This window comes from Providencia xihuensis (genome assembly GCF_041953405.1).
In the GTDB taxonomy this organism is placed as follows: Bacteria; Pseudomonadota; Gammaproteobacteria; order Enterobacterales; family Enterobacteriaceae; genus Providencia; species Providencia vermicola.
Genome location: NZ_CP169565.1, coordinates 4,247,315 through 4,264,325 on the forward strand (window position 1 = coordinate 4,247,315; position 17,011 = coordinate 4,264,325).

13 protein-coding genes, 3 tRNA genes and 3 rRNA genes are annotated in these 17,011 nt (G+C 43.7%); 3 read left to right on the forward strand and 16 right to left on the reverse strand.

The window, feature by feature from the left end:
• Positions 1–21: 21 nt before the first annotated feature.
• The 4 genes from ACE2AL_RS19300 to ilvL form a co-directional block, all read right to left on the reverse strand.
• A complete protein-coding gene (locus ACE2AL_RS19300; protein WP_206083055.1) occupies positions 22–951 on the reverse strand; it encodes a branched-chain amino acid transaminase in 930 nt (309 codons plus the stop codon).
• Positions 952–962: 11 nt separating this feature from the next.
• Complete coding sequence (gene ilvM, locus ACE2AL_RS19305; RefSeq protein WP_206083054.1) at positions 963–1,232, reverse strand: acetolactate synthase 2 small subunit; 270 nt, start codon at positions 1,230–1,232, stop codon at positions 963–965.
• Positions 1,229–2,875 carry an acetolactate synthase 2 catalytic subunit gene (gene ilvG, locus ACE2AL_RS19310; protein WP_206083052.1) on the reverse strand — a complete coding sequence of 549 codons (1,647 nt, stop codon included), beginning with the start codon at positions 2,873–2,875 and terminating at the stop codon, positions 1,229–1,231. Before ilvG ends, ilvM begins: the two co-directional genes overlap by 4 nt.
• A 131-nt stretch (positions 2,876–3,006) precedes the next feature.
• Entirely contained in the window at positions 3,007–3,108 is a 102-nt protein-coding gene (gene ilvL, locus ACE2AL_RS19315; protein ID WP_071524553.1) for an ilv operon leader peptide, read from the reverse strand.
• A gap of 480 nt (positions 3,109–3,588) precedes the next feature.
• Between ilvL and ACE2AL_RS19320 the strand changes: the two genes are divergently transcribed.
• Positions 3,589–5,115 carry a YifB family Mg chelatase-like AAA ATPase gene (locus ACE2AL_RS19320; protein ID WP_206083050.1) on the forward strand — a complete coding sequence of 509 codons (1,527 nt, stop codon included), beginning with the start codon at positions 3,589–3,591 and terminating at the stop codon, positions 5,113–5,115.
• 75 nt (positions 5,116–5,190) lie between these two features.
• Here the strand turns inward: ACE2AL_RS19320 and ACE2AL_RS19325 are convergent, their stop codons facing one another.
• Positions 5,191–5,529 (reverse strand): DUF413 domain-containing protein, encoded by a 339-nt coding sequence (locus ACE2AL_RS19325; protein WP_375083772.1) that lies wholly within the window; start codon positions 5,527–5,529, stop codon positions 5,191–5,193.
• A gap of 112 nt (positions 5,530–5,641) precedes the next feature.
• On the opposite strand from ACE2AL_RS19325, the gene hdfR reads away from it, so the two are divergent.
• Positions 5,642–6,487 (forward strand): HTH-type transcriptional regulator HdfR, encoded by an 846-nt coding sequence (hdfR, locus tag ACE2AL_RS19330; RefSeq protein WP_206083047.1) that lies wholly within the window; start codon positions 5,642–5,644, stop codon positions 6,485–6,487.
• 496 nt (positions 6,488–6,983) lie between these two features.
• On the opposite strand, the gene ACE2AL_RS19335 is transcribed toward hdfR, so the two are convergent.
• The 6 genes from ACE2AL_RS19335 to ACE2AL_RS19360 all read right to left on the reverse strand — a co-directional run bounded on the left by ACE2AL_RS19335 (position 6,984) and on the right by ACE2AL_RS19360 (position 12,485).
• Positions 6,984–7,059, reverse strand: a tRNA-Trp gene (locus tag ACE2AL_RS19335).
• Between the two features lie 8 nt (positions 7,060–7,067).
• Positions 7,068–7,144 (reverse strand) — tRNA-Asp (locus ACE2AL_RS19340).
• A 59-nt stretch (positions 7,145–7,203) separates the two neighbouring features.
• Positions 7,204–7,319, reverse strand: a 5S ribosomal RNA gene (rrf, locus tag ACE2AL_RS19345).
• Between the two features lie 153 nt (positions 7,320–7,472).
• Positions 7,473–10,379, reverse strand: a 23S ribosomal RNA gene (locus ACE2AL_RS19350).
• A gap of 358 nt (positions 10,380–10,737) precedes the next feature.
• Positions 10,738–10,813 (reverse strand) — tRNA-Glu (locus ACE2AL_RS19355).
• 132 nt (positions 10,814–10,945) lie between these two features.
• Positions 10,946–12,485: ribosomal RNA gene (locus ACE2AL_RS19360) — 16S ribosomal RNA — on the reverse strand.
• The 16S, 23S and 5S rRNA genes sit together here with 3 tRNA genes alongside, the layout of an rRNA operon.
• Before the next feature lie 602 nt (positions 12,486–13,087).
• Here ACE2AL_RS19360 and ACE2AL_RS19365 point away from each other — a divergent pair.
• Positions 13,088–13,633 carry a gamma carbonic anhydrase family protein gene (locus ACE2AL_RS19365; RefSeq protein WP_206086934.1) on the forward strand — a complete coding sequence of 182 codons (546 nt, stop codon included), beginning with the start codon at positions 13,088–13,090 and terminating at the stop codon, positions 13,631–13,633.
• Here ACE2AL_RS19365 and ACE2AL_RS19370 read toward each other — a convergent pair.
• From ACE2AL_RS19370 to dprA, 5 genes are read right to left on the reverse strand one after another with little or no spacing between them, the layout of a single operon-like run.
• On the reverse strand, positions 13,609–13,869 hold the full coding sequence (locus ACE2AL_RS19370) for a DUF1488 domain-containing protein (RefSeq protein WP_272539979.1): 261 nt from the start codon (positions 13,867–13,869) through the stop codon (positions 13,609–13,611). The genes ACE2AL_RS19365 and ACE2AL_RS19370 overlap by 25 nt on opposite strands.
• On the reverse strand, positions 13,841–14,683 hold the full coding sequence (gene aroE / locus ACE2AL_RS19375) for a shikimate dehydrogenase (protein ID WP_206086932.1): 843 nt from the start codon (positions 14,681–14,683) through the stop codon (positions 13,841–13,843). The genes ACE2AL_RS19370 and aroE overlap by 29 nt, the downstream gene beginning before the upstream one ends.
• A 5-nt stretch (positions 14,684–14,688) precedes the next feature.
• Complete coding sequence (gene tsaC / locus ACE2AL_RS19380) at positions 14,689–15,258, reverse strand: L-threonylcarbamoyladenylate synthase type 1 TsaC (RefSeq protein WP_371007870.1); 570 nt, start codon at positions 15,256–15,258, stop codon at positions 14,689–14,691.
• 12 nt (positions 15,259–15,270) lie between these two features.
• Positions 15,271–15,810, reverse strand: coding sequence for a topoisomerase DNA-binding C4 zinc finger domain-containing protein (locus tag ACE2AL_RS19385; protein ID WP_375083773.1), 540 nt, complete (start codon positions 15,808–15,810; stop codon positions 15,271–15,273).
• Between the two features lie 27 nt (positions 15,811–15,837).
• The gene (dprA, locus tag ACE2AL_RS19390; protein ID WP_371007871.1) at positions 15,838–16,929 is read right to left on the reverse strand and encodes a DNA-processing protein DprA; all 1,092 of its coding nucleotides are present in this window, start codon (positions 16,927–16,929) and stop codon (positions 15,838–15,840) included.
• Positions 16,930–17,011 lie beyond the last annotated feature (82 nt).

A 17,011-nucleotide genomic window follows, 5' to 3' on the forward strand; every position in this document is an offset into this window, starting at 1 on the left:
GTAACATCTATTTCAATTTAGTTATTGAGGGTTTACTGGATCTAACCAGCCCCATTTGTCTTCCGTTGTACCATTAAATAAACCGAAGAATGCTTGTTGAATTTGTTTAGTCACTGGGCCACAACGACCAATACCTACTTGGATACCATCAACGCTGCGTACAGGGGTAATTTCTGCTGCAGTACCCGTCATAAAGACTTCATCCGCAAGGTAGAGAGATTCACGTGATAGTGTTTGCTCACGGACTTCAATACCCATATCTTTTGCTAAGGTTAAGATCGCATCACGAGTAATACCTGGTAATGCAGATGATGTGAACGGAGGCGTATATAAAATTCCATCTTTCACTTCAAAAATATTTTCCCCAGCACCTTCAGAGAGATACCCATGAACGTCTAAAGCGATACCTTCTTGATAACCATGACGACGTGCTTCGCTACCCACTAATAAAGATGATAAATAGTTACCACCTGCTTTTGCGCCAGTAGGAATGGTATTCGGTGCAACGCGATTCCATGAAGAAACCATCGCATCAATTCCCTGATCTAGGGCTTCTTCACCTAAATAAGCACCCCACGGGAAGGCAGCTAAGATGACGTCAGTGTTGTAACCATCTGGTGGGTTAACCCCCATGCCAACATCACCAATAAAAACTAATGGCCGGATATACGCACTGACTAAGTTATTTTTGCGTAAAGTCGCACGACACGCTTCCATTAACTCTTCTACGCTATAGCTGACAGGCATACGGTAAATTTTTGCAGAATCGTGCAAACGTTGCATGTGCTCACGGTGGCGGAAAACGACAGGCCCTTTGTGAGAATCATAGCAACGGACGCCTTCAAACACTGATGTACCATAATGCAGAGCATGAGACATAACATGAACCTTTGCATCAGCCCATGGCGTCATTTCACCGTTAAACCAAATAAAGTCAGCTTTCTTAGTCATTTTAATCTTCCTTACATTGCACTTTGTGTGCGTAATAGTCGTGATTCTTGTTGTAGCACTTCAACTTCTGTAATGTCGGAAAGCTTCGTTAACTGAGCGCAAAGCTGGGTTAACGGCCTCTGACTACTTACAGTCAGTTCAATATTAACATTATCGCCATCTGATGATTGTCCCATATTCATGGCATTTATCTTAAATCCACGATGGCGAGTGACCCTTAATATACGCTCTAAAACCTCAGGACGGAAACGGGCCAATATCGAGAGTTGATGTTGCATCATAATGGTTTCTCCATCATTTTTTCATTACTCGCCCCTGGTGGAACCAGCGGCCAGACGTTTTCTAATTCATTAATTGATACCTGTAATAGATAGGCACCTTCGCTATTCAATAATTCATCTAATGCTGCATTTACTTGCGACTTATCCGTAATACGCTGCCCTTTAATGCCAAACGCACTGGCTAAAGCAACAAAATCGGGGTTATCTGTTAATATCGTTTCGCTGTAACGTTGTTCAAAGAACAACTCTTGCCATTGGCGAACCATGCCTAAGCGTTGATTATCCAATAACAGAATTTTGACAGGCAATTGTTTGCGTTTGATGGTGCCTAATTCTTGAACATTCATCATGAACGAGCCGTCCCCAGATACGCAAACAACGGTATCTTCAGGTCTCGCTACTTGCGCGCCAATAGCAGCGGGAATACCAAAACCCATCGTGCCCAAACCGCTTGATGTTAAGAAATTTTCAGGGGCATCCACCGTAATATGCTGCGCTGACCACATTTGATGTTGCCCTACATCCGTTGTAACAACCGTGTTCGGTTTCATTTTATCGGACAGTTGTTTCAATAAGAGTGGTGCATAAATAGGTTCACCTGGGTGGTCATAACGCCAACCAAATTCTGTTTTCAGCTGCTGAACCTCGGCTTGCCATGGTGCAATGGCTTTTTTCAGCATTAACTTTGGCAATAACACTTTTGCATCACCGTGTAAGGCTACATGGGTTTGGCGCAATTTATCCAATTCAACGTGGTCGATATCGATATGAATGACTTTGGCATTTGGTGCAAAGGTATTTAATTTCCCAGTGACACGATCATCAAAACGTGCTCCGACGGCGATAAGCAAATCACAGCGTTGAACAGAAATGTTAGCGGCTTTCGTGCCATGCATGCCTAACATTCCCAAGTAATTTTCATCTGCTGGATCTGGCGCGCCTAACCCTTTTAATGTTGAAACAGAGGGTAAGCCAGTGTAGGCGATAAATTCCCTTAACTCCGAAACCGCACCCGACATCCCTACACCACCACCGATGTATAACATGGGTTTTTCTGATTGTTCCAACAATGCTCTCGCTTGCTGTATCTCAATCTCAGGGAATGACATTTCTTGCTCTACTGGCATTAAGAACGGTGATAGCTCTGCGTGTTGTAGCTGAATATCTTTCGGAATATCAATCAGTACAGGTCCTGGACGCCCACTATTTGCGATTGCGAAAGCTTCAGCAAGAATGCGAGGCAAATCTTCTATCGATTCAACTAAAAAGCTATGTTTTGTACAAGCCAGAGACAAACCTAAAACATCAATTTCCTGAAAAGCATCCGTCCCAATAAATTCAGAAGCCACTTGACCAGTAATGGCGACAACGGGAACAGAATCTAACAATGCATCTGCTAATCCTGTTATAACGTTTGTTGCACCAGGGCCTGATGTCGCGATACAAACTCCCGTTTTACCCGTTGAGCGTGCATATCCAATTGCTGCAATAACCGCACCTTGTTCATGTCTACACAGTAAATGTTCTACACCCCCATCATACAATGCATCATAAACTGGCATAATTGCTCCCCCAGGATAGCCAAAAACCGTATCAACTCCCTGAGTTCGCAACGCCTGAACCAACCATTGTGCTCCGTTCATGCTTTTCTCCTGTCTGCCTACTTTTTATCTGTTTGTATTTATTATGTTTTGTATATTTTTTTGGATTAACAAAATTTGTGTCAAAAAAAACCCCGCGCCTTTCGGTGCGGGGTTCTCGTAAGATCTGGCTGTTATTTTAGCCTTCGTCGTCCAAGTGCAGCCCCGCACGGTGGGATAATAATCACCACCACGCTAATAATAATTAGGCTAACTGCTTGGATAAATGCGTTCATGAGTTTTACTTTTTTAACTTTATTTGTTGTCCTTATTAAAGAGGTATCATTTTAAAATCATTTTGACAACTTTTATTTAGGTTATTTATTATCAAAATATTTATCTTAAATAAATTCATGCAGTTAAGTAAAAAACAGAACAATACACTATAAAAATAGTAAGAAAGCAGTAATTACCCATGAATTAGATAGCATAATCAGCTGTATCCCCCATGACCTTTTAATAAAAATGGTTCAATCTCACTTCTCCCAATTGATTATTTTTTCTTTAGCGTATCCAATGCTTTATCAAAATGCACAATGACAAAAAAAACATCAAGCCGAGATATACCAACCCCTCAAAGCACCCCCCAAAAAAATGAAACAGCTAAGTCACTAAACAAATAAATTATCGAGTGGCTTCGCAAATAGTATTTTTATCCATTAAATATCAGCTAGTTTTTAACAGAATATTACTCTGTTATTTATATCGGAGGTTTTATGGCACTAGCGATTGTTTACACTAGAGCTTCGATAGGCATGGAAGCACCACTTGTCACTGTTGAAGCTCATATTAGTAATGGGCTTCCAGGGCTAACATTAGTCGGTTTACCCGAAACAGCCGTCAAAGAATCCAGGGATAGAGTCAGGAGTGCGCTACTCAATAGTGGGTTTGAATATCCCGCAAAAAAAATAACGGTAAATTTAGCACCCGCTGATTTACCAAAAGAAAGTGGTCGCTACGACCTTGCTATTGCAATTGCGATACTCGCCTCATCAGGCCAGATCCCACATGATGCATTAAAAAAACATGAATTTTTAGGTGAACTGGCACTTTCTGGTGATATTCGTTACGTCAATAGTGCTATTCCTGCGGCACAAGCCGCATTAAAACAACAACGCATATTAATCATTTCAACTAAAAATCGGCATCAATTAAATTTATTACCCAATAAAAGCGTTCAGTTTGTAAGTTCTCTGCTAGAACTTTGCCATTATTTTAATGGAAACAATGAGCTTGAGTTTAACTACCAGATAAATCAACCACCCCCATCAGCTAAAAATGAAGATAACATCAACGATATTATTGGCCAAGAACAGGGTAAGCGAGCACTTGAAATTTGTGCTGCAGGAGGACACCATTTACTCCTTTTAGGGCCTCCTGGAACAGGTAAAACAATGTTAGCTAGCAGGCTCATTACACTATTACCCGCTCTTACGCCTCAGGAAGCACTAGAAGTCGCTTCGCTACATAGTTTAAGTCAAGCTACTCAAAGTGCTATAGATTGGCCAATGAGGCCATTTAGAGCTCCTCATCATAGTGCATCAGTGGCAGCGCTAATCGGTGGTGGCTCACTTCCTAAACCAGGGGAAATATCACTCGCTCATCACGGTATTTTATTTTTAGATGAATTACCCGAGTTTAGCCGTGCTGTCTTAGATTCATTAAGAGAACCTCTTGAGTCAAAAGAAATTAGTATCTCTAGGGCAAAAGCAAAAGTCTGTTACCCTGCCAATTTTCAACTTATTGCCGCACTAAATCCAAGTCCAACAGGGCATTATCAAGGTGCAATGAGCCGTTCCTCACCAATATCTATTCTACGTTACCTTTCCCGCATATCAGGCCCATTCTTGGACCGATTTGACCTTTCCATTGAAATTCCTTTGTTGCCTATAGGTTCACTCAGCACCCCAAACCCTCAAGGAGAAACTAGCGAGCAAATACAACAGCGCGTCATTGACGCAAGAAATAAACAGTTAGCACGGGCAGGGAAAATCAATTCTTTACTAACATCGAGAGAAGTGACACAGTTTTGCGCTCTCAATTCTAAAGACGCTTTATTCTTAGAACATGCACTAAACAAATTAGGGCTTTCTATCCGAGCTTGGCATAAGATTTTAAAGGTTTCTCGAACCATTGCAGATCTCAAGGAATGCTCAAATATTGAACGAGTGCATTTATTAGAAGCTCTTGGCTACAGAGCAATGGATAAGTTATTGCTTCATTTGCAAAAACAAGTAAGCTGAGGAGAGGAGAAATAAAATATGCTCCACCGTACAAAATAAAGGGACCGAAGTCCCTTATCTTATACGATGGTGATATTAGTCATCTGTATCAGTATAGTCTTCCGAAGGATCTATCTGTGGTTTACCGCCAGATAGCGTGTGGAAGCGTTTTGGACGATTAATACGACTAGAATATTTTACCCAAACTTTTTCTTCTGGAGTAACTGGCTCACGCTCACCGCGGCAAACAGCAACGAAGAGTTTTTCCTCGTCAGTTTGTGCAGCACGTTTACCTAGGTCAAGCTCGTTAAAAGCTTGACCTAGGCGTTCAAGCAACTGAGCTTCTTTAATGGTGAAATCACCATGACGAGAAAAGCCACGTGGGTAATGCTTATTATCAAAAAAACGATTAGTCGTGATGAAGCTATCTGCCATCTGACACACTCCTAACTTATTGCAGTCAAACTCTATATGGCGCGGAGTATTAGACAGCATTGACAATCTGTAAAACAAAACATTTAAATCATCACGACAAAAATAATTGGAGATGTATGTGGACAGCGAGTTATTGAGAACTTTTTTAGAGGTAAGCAAGACTAGGCACTTTGGTAGAGCAGCGGAATCACTCTACTTAACGCAATCTGCTGTCAGCTTTCGTATCCGACAGTTAGAGACTCAACTTGGCACCAGTTTATTCACTCGCCATAGAAATAATATTCGATTAACCGCCGCTGGTGAGCGATTAGTACCGTATGCTGAATCGTTGATGAACACCTGGTTACAAGCCAAAAAAGAAATTTCTCACGCATCACAGCATACAGAGCTTTCAATCGGTGCTACCGCTTCTCTATGGGAAGGCTACCTCACTGACTGGGTGGAAGCGCTTTATACTCAGCATGATGAATTACGATTAGAAGCTCGAGTGTCGACCCGACAGTCTCTCGTAAAACAGCTACACTCAAGAGAATTAGATTTGCTAATTGCCACTGAGCCGCCAAAAATGGATGAGTTCGAAAGTACGATTATTGGAACTATCGAGCTGCAACTAATGGCTTCACAAAAAAATATTGCTTTGACAAATTACAATTACATAAAACTAGAGTGGGGGGCTGATTTTCATCCAAAAAATGAATCTGCACTAACTCAAGATGATACACCAGTGATGATCACGACATCCGCTCATATTACCCGTCAATTACTTCCTGTATCGCTTTCAGCGGCATTTTTACCCGCACATTGGATACATCAATATCCTGCACTAAAAACGCTGTCAGAATCCCCTATAAGTAAGCCACTCTATGCCGTATGGTTACAAAAAAATGATCAACAGGCTCTTATTAATCAATTAATTAAAACACCAATAAAAAATGCGCCGTTGCACGAAACTAATTAAGCAAAATGAATTATTTGCTCATTCTGTTTCTCAATGATGGTATTAAATACCCTAAAACATATTCTATCTGCTTAAGGTGAACTCAAAAGCTATTAAAATAGAGCCTAAGATAGGTTTTTATTGATAAATAAGGGCGTACTAACTCCAATCGCACCCTTACCCTTAATTTAATTTTCTGAATCCTTTTAGCAAAATGCAGAAGCGCGGATTTCTTTATTCTGATATCGCCCTGTCCTTGATATTCAAATATAACTGACCAGAGAGATAAGTAAGAATCGAGTGTCATACTAATACGATAGAGTAATTTGATTATATATCAATCACTAAAAAGTGATAATTAATGGCATTTCTGTGAGAATTTGAAGAAAGCAAGAGTGGTAATAATAAACAAGGAGCAATAATGAAAGGGTGTTCGTAAAATTTAGATAAAGAAAAACCCGATTAATATAACCGGGTTATCAATAGATACTTCTTTTATTATTACTTAATTGGTAACTGGCAGGGGCGGAGAGACTCGAACTCCCAACACCCGGTTTTGGAGACCGGTGCTCTACCAATTGAACTACGCCCCTAAATTAAGTGGCGGAACGGACGGGACTCGAACCCGCGACCCCCTGCGTGACAGGCAGGTATTCTAACCAACTGAACTACCGCTCCACTTATTCTTTTTGCCTTTCGGCAGCTTACTGCTATTGAGCAATAAACTTTTAATTAATGTCTGGCAGTTCCCTACTCTCACATGGGGAGACCCCACACTACCATCGGCGCTACGGCGTTTCACTGCTGAGTTCGGCATGGGGTCAGGTGGGACCACCGCGCTATTGCCGCCAGACAAATTCGGTTTGTTCACGTTTAGCTCAACACACTTTCGGTATCTTGCTAAACCCAAACGTCAATCTTGAACAAGCTGCTGTGTCCGTCACCTTTCGGCTTCTCACTCACATTCGAAAACTATCTCGTCTCTCTAAAACACCTTCGGTGTTGTCAGGTTAAGCCTCACGGTTCATTAGTATTGGTTAGCTCAACGTATCGCTACGCTTACACACCCAACCTATCAACGTCTTAGTCTTAAACGTTCCTTTAGGACCCTTAAAGGGTCAGGGAAGACTCATCTCAAGGCAAGTTTCCCGCTTAGATGCTTTCAGCGGTTATCTTTTCCGCACTTAGCTACCGGGCAATGCCATTGGCATGACAACCCGAACACCAGTGGTGCGTCCACTCCGGTCCTCTCGTACTAGGAGCAGCCCCTTTCAATCTTCCAACGCCCACGGCAGATAGGGACCGAACTGTCTCACGACGTTCTAAACCCAGCTCGCGTACCACTTTAAACGGCGAACAGCCGTACCCTTGGGACCTACTTCAGCCCCAGGATGTGATGAGCCGACATCGAGGTGCCAAACACCGCCGTCGATATGAACTCTTGGGCGGTATCAGCCTGTTATCCCCGGAGTACCTTTTATCCGTTGAGCGATGGCCCTTCCATTCAGAACCACCGGATCACTAAGACCTACTTTCGTACCTGCTCGAGCCGTCACTCTCGCAGTCAAGCTGGCTTATGCCTTTGCACTAACCGCATGATGTCCGACCATGCTTAGCCAACCTTCGTGCTCCTCCGTTACTCTTTGGGAGGAGACCGCCCCAGTCAAACTACCCACCAGACACTGTCCGCACCCCGGATAACGGGGCAACGTTAGAACATCAAACATTAAAGGGTGGTATTTCAAGGTTGGCTCCACGCAGACTGGCGTCCACGCTTCAAAGCCTCCCACCTATCCTACACATCAAGGCTCAATGTTCAGTGTCAAGCTATAGTAAAGGTTCACGGGGTCTTTCCGTCTTGCCGCGGGTACACTGCATCTTCACAGCGAGTTCAATTTCACTGAGTCTCGGGTGGAGACAGCCTGGCCATCATTACGCCATTCGTGCAGGTCGGAACTTACCCGACAAGGAATTTCGCTACCTTAGGACCGTTATAGTTACGGCCGCCGTTTACTGGGGCTTCGATCAAGAGCTTCTCCTTACGGATAACCCCATCAATTAACCTTCCAGCACCGGGCAGGCGTCACACCGTATACGTCCACTTTCGTGTTTGCACAGTGCTGTGTTTTTAATAAACAGTTGCAGCCAGCTGGTATCTGCGACTGGCTTCAGCTCCATGGGTAAACCACTTCACCTAATGCCAGCGTGCCTTCTCCCGAAGTTACGGCACCATTTTGCCTAGTTCCTTCACCCGAGTTCTCTCAAGCGCCTGAGTATTCTCTACCTGACCACCTGTGTCGGTTTGGGGTACGATTAATGATAATCTAGAGCTTAGAGGCTTTTCCTGGAAGCGGGGTATGAGCTACTTCGCCACCGTAGTGACTCGTCATCAGACCTCAGCATATAGTGAACCGGATTTGCCTAATTCACCTGCCTACATCCTTAAACCGGGACAACCGTCGCCCGGCCAGCCTAACCTTCTCCGTCCCCCCATCGCAATTATCACCAGTACGGGAATATTAACCCGTTTCCCATCGACTACGCATTTCTGCCTCGCCTTAGGGGTCGACTCACCCTGCCCCGATTAACGTTGGACAGGAACCCTTGGTCTTCCGGCGTGCGGGTTTTTCACCCGCATTATCGTTACTTATGTCAGCATTCGCACTTCTGATACCTCCAGCATACCTCACAGTACACCTTCACAGGCTTACAGAACGCTCCCCTACCCAACAACATCTAAATGTCGCTGCCGCAGCTTCGGTGCATAGTTTAGCCCCGTTACATCTTCCGCGCAGGCCGACTCGACCAGTGAGCTATTACGCTTTCTTTAAATGATGGCTGCTTCTAAGCCAACATCCTGGCTGTCTGAGCCTTCCCACTTCGTTTCCCACTTAACTATGACTTTGGGACCTTAGCTGGCGGTCTGGGTTGTTTCCCTCTTCACGACGAACGTTAGCACCCGCCGTGTGTCTCCCGTGATAACATTCTTCGGTATTCGTAGTTTGCATCGAGTTGGTAAGTCGGGATGACCCCCTAGTCGAAACAGTGCTCTACCCCCGAAGATGAGTTCACGAGGCGCTACCTAAATAGCTTTCGGGGAGAACCAGCTATCTCCCGGTTTGATTGGCCTTTCACCCCCAGCCACAAGTCATCCGCTAATTTTTCAACATTAGTCGGTTCGGTCCTCCAGTTAGTGTTACCCAACCTTCAACCTGCCCATGGCTAGATCACCGGGTTTCGGGTCTATACCCTGCAACTCATTCGCCCAGTTAAGACTCGGTTTCCCTACGGCTCCCCTATACGGTTAACCTTGCTACAGAATATAAGTCGCTGACCCATTATACAAAAGGTACGCAGTCACACCCTAAAGGGTGCTCCCACTGCTTGTACGTACACGGTTTCAGGTTCTATTTCACTCCCCTCGCCGGGGTTCTTTTCGCCTTTCCCTCACGGTACTGGTTCACTATCGGTCAATCAGGAGTATTTAGCCTTGGAGGATGGTCCCCCCATATTCAGACAGGATAACACGTGTCCCGCCCTACTCGTCGAGTTCACAACACTAACACCTTCGGATACGGGGCTATCACCCTTTACTGCCAGCCTTTCCAGACTGTTCTCCTGATGCTAATGCTGATTAAGACTCTGGGCTGCTCCCCGTTCGCTCGCCGCTACTAGGGGAATCTCGGTTGATTTCTTTTCCTCGAGGTACTGAGATGTTTCAGTTCCCTCGGTTCGCCTCGTTTGACTATGTATTCATCAAACGATAGTGCAACGAATTGCACTGGGTTTCCCCATTCGGATATCGTCGGTTATAACGGTTCATATCACCTTACCGACGCTTTTCGCAGATTAGCACGTCCTTCATCGCCTCTGATTGCCTAGGCATCCACCGTGTACGCTTAGTCGCTTAACCTCACAACCCGAAGGTGTCTTTTTATCAGACGACACGTAACGTCATGGCTGTGCGTGGTGAACTTCTTCGTTGGGTAGTGCTCGCAATGCTCACGTACTATTGTACGCTGCGCTTGCTGTGCGCTAGCCGCCTTGAATTTCACACTGCTCGCTCATGCCACTCGCTTGTGTGTTTGAAAAACACTTCAAGTTGAGATTTTTGAGAGACTCTCACATTGTTTAAGCGATAAACAATGTGCGTTGTTTTCAATTTTCAGCTTGTTCCAGATTGTTAAAGAGCATAATTGTTAAACCAACTATTTGCATAATTGGCTTAATCATTATTGGGGACATCGTCTTTCACTCGATATCGGCGCAATTGGCGTCCCCTAGGGGATTCGAACCCCTGTTACCGCCGTGAAAGGGCGGTGTCCTAGGCCTCTAGACGAAGGGGACACGAAAATCACAAAAACTTTTTGCGCTTTTCATGTAAGCCCTATTCTTGCGAATAAGTCTCCCACGTATAGCCTATTGCTCTACTTTCTATCAGACAATCTGTGTGAGCACTTCACAAAAACACTTCAATGGTAAGGAGGTGATCCAACCGCAGGTTCCCCTACGGTTACCTTGTTACGACTTCACCCCAGTCATGAATCACAAAGTGGTAAGCGCCCTCCCGAAGGTTAAGCTACCTACTTCTTTTGCAACCCACTCCCATGGTGTGACGGGCGGTGTGTACAAGGCCCGGGAACGTATTCACCGTAGCATTCTGATCTACGATTACTAGCGATTCCGACTTCATGGAGTCGAGTTGCAGACTCCAATCCGGACTACGACGTACTTTATGAGTTCCGCTTGCTCTCGCGAGGTCGCTTCTCTTTGTATACGCCATTGTAGCACGTGTGTAGCCCTACTCGTAAGGGCCATGATGACTTGACGTCATCCCCACCTTCCTCCGGTTTATCACCGGCAGTCTCCTTTGAGTTCCCGACCGAATCGCTGGCAACAAAGGATAAGGGTTGCGCTCGTTGCGGGACTTAACCCAACATTTCACAACACGAGCTGACGACAGCCATGCAGCACCTGTCTCAGAGTTCCCGAAGGCACTAAAGCATCTCTGCTAAATTCTCTGGATGTCAAGAGTAGGTAAGGTTCTTCGCGTTGCATCGAATTAAACCACATGCTCCACCGCTTGTGCGGGCCCCCGTCAATTCATTTGAGTTTTAACCTTGCGGCCGTACTCCCCAGGCGGTCGATTTAACGCGTTAGCTCCGAAAGCCACTCCTCAAGGGAACAACCTTCAAATCGACATCGTTTACAGCGTGGACTACCAGGGTATCTAATCCTGTTTGCTCCCCACGCTTTCGCACCTGAGCGTCAGTCTTTGTCCAGGGGGCCGCCTTCGCCACCGGTATTCCTCCACATCTCTACGCATTTCACCGCTACACATGGAATTCTACCCCCCTCTACAAGACTCTAGCTGACCAGTCTTAGATGCCATTCCCAGGTTAAGCCCGGGGATTTCACATCTAACTTAATCAACCGCCTGCGTGCGCTTTACGCCCAGTAATTCCGATTAACGCTTGCACCCTCCGTATTACCGCGGCTGCTGGCACGGAGTTAGCCGGTGCTTCTTCTGTCGGTAACGTCAATCGTTGATGATATTAGCATCAACGCCTTCCTCCCGACTGAAAGTACTTTACAACCCTAGGGCCTTCTTCATACACGCGGCATGGCTGCATCAGGCTTGCGCCCATTGTGCAATATTCCCCACTGCTGCCTCCCGTAGGAGTCTGGGCCGTGTCTCAGTCCCAGTGTGGCTGATCATCCTCTCAGACCAGCTAGGGATCGTCGCCTAGGTGAGCCATTACCTCACCTACTAGCTAATCCCATATGGGTTCATCCGATAGCGCAAGGACCGAAGTTCCCCTGCTTTGCTCCTTAGAGATTATGCGGTATTAGCTACCGTTTCCAGTAGTTATCCCCCTCTATCGGGCAGATCCCCATACATTACTCACCCGTCCGCCGCTCGTCAGCGGGAAGCAAGCTTCCCCTGTTACCGCTCGACTTGCATGTGTTAGGCCTGCCGCCAGCGTTCAATCTGAGCCATGATCAAACTCTTCAATTAAAAAGCTTGATGCTCAAAGAATGTTTACTGTCGCCTGATTTCCGAAGAAACCAGATTACCTATTAGTTCATATATATGAATTAACGTGTTAGTCACTCTTCAAGACTTAAAATCAAATATTTTTTTGATAGTGTCCTGTGAGTGCCCACACAGATTGTCTGATAAATTGTTAAAGAGCGTTGCAGCATTTCATATTGAAATTTGACCTTCTGGGTCGTTGCTGCGAGGTGACGTATATTACGTTTTTCTTTTAGAAAGTCAAGTGTTTATTTTCAACTTTTTCTTTCTTCACACCGTGTTATCACTTACTTTCTCAAGTTTGGCTTAAGGCTTTTATTTTCTAACCTCACCACCGAAGCGGTTTGCCGTGACAACGGATGCGCATTATAGGGAGGTGGCAGAATTACACAACCTTTTTTTTAAAAAAAAACACTGTTTGAGGATAAAATCACCACCTTGCCTTTTTTAGCCTCACAATGGTTATAAAAAGAGCAATTTTTCACCTATAATTCTTACTTTGACGTACTTATTTAGTACATTAACTCATAATAAGTTAACAAGTTACTTATCATTCTTTCTTTTTCATTTTTATGGCTATTGATATGAATAAACCTTTACGATCTTACTTGGGCATCTATCCTTCACTTGAACCACGAGTTTTTATCGATCCATCTTCAGTGGTTATTGGTGATGTACGATTAGCTAAAGATGTTAGTATTTGGCCTCTTTCCGTTTTACGTGGAGATGTTAACTACATTGCTATTGGTGCTCGTACGAATATTCAAGATGGCTCCGTATTACATGTGACACATAAATCCGCCAGCAATCCAGAGGGAAACCCACTAATCATTGGTGAAGATGTCACTGTTGGGCACAAAGTTATGCTTCATGGTTGCACTATTGGTAATCGAGTATTAGTCGGAATGGGTTCAATCGTAATTGATGGGGCTATAATAGAAGATGATGTCGTGATTGGTGCGAATAGTCTAGTTACTCAAGGTAAGCGTTTGGAATCTGGCTATTTATATATGGGCAGCCCAGCAAAAGCCATCAGGAAACTGACTGATGCTGAACTCGCGCATTTACGTTATTCCGCCAATAATTATGTTGAATGGAAAAATAATTATTTATCTTCTGATAATACGTAAATTCCATTTTCATCATCGAAGCCTTGTGCGATCAAGGCTTCGAACTCTTCTTCTACATCCCATCGATTTTGTTGAAAAAGTACTAATGCCGTTTCTTCTTCACCATATCGTTGAAATAAAAGAGCTTGCGAAATAGTGCATTCCGCAAGTAGACCGCTAATTAACACAGGGAAACGCACCACCCCAGATGATTCATCCCATTCTTCCCTATCGGGGAATTGGATCAATTGATTCACCTTTTAATTCCTTATATAAAGCAGACAAAACAGGTGTAATTTCTGGTTGAACACCATGCCATAATTTGAACGAAAATGCGGCTTGCCCAACTAACATCCCAAGTCCATCAGCAATTTTTGTCACCTGATGTTGACGCGCAAACTCAAGGAAAGGTGTTAATGTTGCTTGATAAAACATGTCATAACAAGCAATTTTCTTTGTAAAAACAATTGGGTTAATCGCAGGGATCTCTCCACTAACACCTGATGACGTCGCATTTATAACCAGATCAAAATCTGCTGAGCCGATCTGTTCGAGCGCTTTTCCTCGAATCTTGCCTAATGAGGAGAACTCATTAACTAACGTTTCTACTTTAGAAAACGTTCTATTTGTCAGTGTGATATCACAACCAAACTCTAAAAGTGGTAATAATGCACCTCGTGTTGCTCCACCAGCACCAATGATGAGTACTCGACTATTTGGCTGCACAAATTCTAAACGTTGTAAGTCTAACAGTAACCCCATCCCATCTGTGTTATCACCAAGCAGTCGGTTATCATCAAGCTTCATCACCGTATTGACCGCACCACAAATTTGAGCACGCTCAGTCAACTCAGAAACAACTAAAAAAGCTCGCTCCTTAAATGGCAAGGTGATGTTTGCGCCTTTTCCACCTTGTGAAAAAAAAACGCCCAAACTTTCTTCAAAGTTTTCTATCGGTGCTAAAATTTTTTCATACTCAAGAGTAATCCCCGTTTGTTCTGCAAACATCTTATGTATAAACGGTGATTTACTGTGCTGAATCGGATTTCCAAAGACTGCAAACATTTCCATTAATATTATCCTTTACGATACAATTCGCCTGTCTTGGCATCCCTGATTTCAGATGGGTTCTGGCGGCCACCAACATTTCCATCAAGCACAGGCACCCTGTCATTAAACTGTGCAATAACCTCTTCAGTGGTTCTGCATGGCTCAAACCCGCTTAAATTGGCACTTGTTGATACCAATGGCTTACCATAATGACGACAAAGTTTTTTGACAAGTGCATGGTCGGTAACTCTCACGGCTAGTGTATCAAACCGCCCTGTTAACCATTTAGGTGTTGTCGCTTTAGCTGGAATAACCCATGTCACAGGCCCTGGCCATGTCGCGAACATCGCTTGTTTTTGATCTTCCGTTAATTGTGCATCATCGATGTAATCTTTTAATTGCTCATAAGTATCAGCTATGAGAATCAATCCTTTTTCCCAAGGACGCTGTTTAAGGTCTAAAAGCTGATGAACTGCCGTCTCGCTATCAGGGTCACAACCTAAACCAAAAACAGCTTCAGTTGGATAGGCGATCACTTTTTCTTGTTTTAACGAAACAATAATACTTTCAATTGCAGGTGTAGATTCATTTGACATAGTTTTAACTCATTATTCTTCTTGTTGCTTACCGCAGCGTTTGCTGGCACAAAATAATCTTACTCCCAGTCCCCCCCTTTTTTCCATCAATAATGGATATTCACAAAACATACATTTACCAACAGTAGGCTTATTATTAAGAATAAACTGACAGTTAGGGTAGTTATCACAGGCATAAAAAGTCTTCCCAAAACGGGATTTTCTTTGGAGTAAATTGCCTTTTTGGCATTGTGGGCAAGGAACTTTTGTTTCATCTGGTTTATCTATGAGCTCAATATGCTCACATTCAGGGTAATAACTACAACCAATGAACATACCAAACCGACCTTGTTTCAATACCAGATCATGCCCACACTGAGGACAAAGCTGCCCATCTAACACCTTGATAACATGACTTTCAATACTTGGCCTCAATGGGCGCATATAGTGACATTCTGGATAACTAGAGCATCCAAGAAAAGGCCCATGGCTACTATTACGGATCACCAGCAAAGAATTACACTCTGGGCAATATTCGTTTTTATCTGTATCAAAAGGCAATTGTTTCGACATTTTTTTCTCTTACTTTTAATCAATCAATTAACTTAGTCTGATATATCCACCAGAGCAGGAGCGAATCACACCATTAATTTCCATTTCTGTTAATATTGAAACAACTTGAGTAATCGGCATCTGAACTTGAGTCGCAATAGTATCCACTGGTGTAACTTGGTAGCCCACCACATCAAAAATTTTATTTTCAACCAAACTAAGCTTGGGAAGCGTGTCATTGTTCTTATAAGCATCGATGGGAAGCTCAGATTGGACCCAATTTAGCCCATCCCTTAAATGCTGTAAAATATCCTCAGCATCCACTAATAAATAAGCGCCTTGTTGCAATAACCAGAGGTTACCACCAAATGCAGGATTGCCAAGAGGTGCAGGAAGCGTAAAAAGGTCACGATTTTGCTCAATAGCATAACGCGCTGTAATTAAGGAGCCACTTTTCATACCAGCTTCTATGACGACTACCACTTTACTTAACCCGCTAATAATTCGATTTCGTCTTGGAAACTGTTTGGGTAATGGTGGAGTATCTGGCCAGTATTCCGATACGAGAGCCCCATTTTCTTTTATTTGTTCAGCAAGCGCGTCATGTTGTTTCGGATAAATATTTTCCAAGCCACTACCCAAAACAGCAATAGTCACGCCATTGTTATCAAGTGCAGCCTTATGGCTTATCCCATCAATGCCTAACGCAAGTCCGCTGGTAATCGCCATCCCATATTGAACAAAATCCTTAACAAACTCCGTCGACCACTTTCTACCATAGTCACTCGCTTGCCGACTTCCAACTAAAGCGATTTGTTGCGTTGCAAGTATTTCTTTTCTTCCTACCACAAAAAGCAAAAGTGGCGGGTGATGGATCTGTTTTAATAAAAAAGGATAAAGAGGGTCTATAAAAGTAATCATTTGATTACTTTTATGCATTAACCATTGTTGTACTTTTTCCAATCGGTGCTTTGGCACATTAAGGAATTGTAGCCTTTGTATTTCGTTTAAACCACAGTGTTGCAAAGCCCTATTACTGATTTTACTAAGTTGTTTTAGCTCATTAATAATGCCTACTGCATGAATGGGTAATAACCGACTTACCAGAGACATTCTTAACCATATTTCTTGGAGGTTCATTTCGTCATCCTGACTGATTAGTAGATATGTTCCTCAGTGAACAAATCATAACCAATACTGTCAATATGCCCGAGAAATGTCT

Coding starts and splice junctions, on each gene's coding strand:
- ACE2AL_RS19385 (WP_375083773.1), bottom strand. CDS start 15,810: ATGTCGAAACAATTGCCTTTTGATACAGATAAAAACGAATATTGCCCA.
- ACE2AL_RS19320 (WP_206083050.1), top strand. CDS start 3,589: ATGGCACTAGCGATTGTTTACACTAGAGCTTCGATAGGCATGGAAGCA.
- ACE2AL_RS19365 (WP_206086934.1), top strand. CDS start 13,088: ATGAATAAACCTTTACGATCTTACTTGGGCATCTATCCTTCACTTGAA.
- ACE2AL_RS19300 (WP_206083055.1), bottom strand. CDS start 951: ATGACTAAGAAAGCTGACTTTATTTGGTTTAACGGTGAAATGACGCCA.
- hdfR (WP_206083047.1), top strand. CDS start 5,642: ATGTATGTGGACAGCGAGTTATTGAGAACTTTTTTAGAGGTAAGCAAG.
- ACE2AL_RS19325 (WP_375083772.1), bottom strand. CDS start 5,529: ATGGCAGATAGCTTCATCACGACTAATCGTTTTTTTGATAATAAGCAT.
- ilvL (WP_071524553.1), bottom strand. CDS start 3,108: ATGAACGCATTTATCCAAGCAGTTAGCCTAATTATTATTAGCGTGGTG.
- ilvG (WP_206083052.1), bottom strand. CDS start 2,875: ATGAACGGAGCACAATGGTTGGTTCAGGCGTTGCGAACTCAGGGAGTT.
- aroE (WP_206086932.1), bottom strand. CDS start 14,683: ATGGAAATGTTTGCAGTCTTTGGAAATCCGATTCAGCACAGTAAATCA.
- tsaC (WP_371007870.1), bottom strand. CDS start 15,258: ATGTCAAATGAATCTACACCTGCAATTGAAAGTATTATTGTTTCGTTA.
- ilvM (WP_206083054.1), bottom strand. CDS start 1,232: ATGATGCAACATCAACTCTCGATATTGGCCCGTTTCCGTCCTGAGGTT.
- dprA (WP_371007871.1), bottom strand. CDS start 16,929: ATGAACCTCCAAGAAATATGGTTAAGAATGTCTCTGGTAAGTCGGTTA.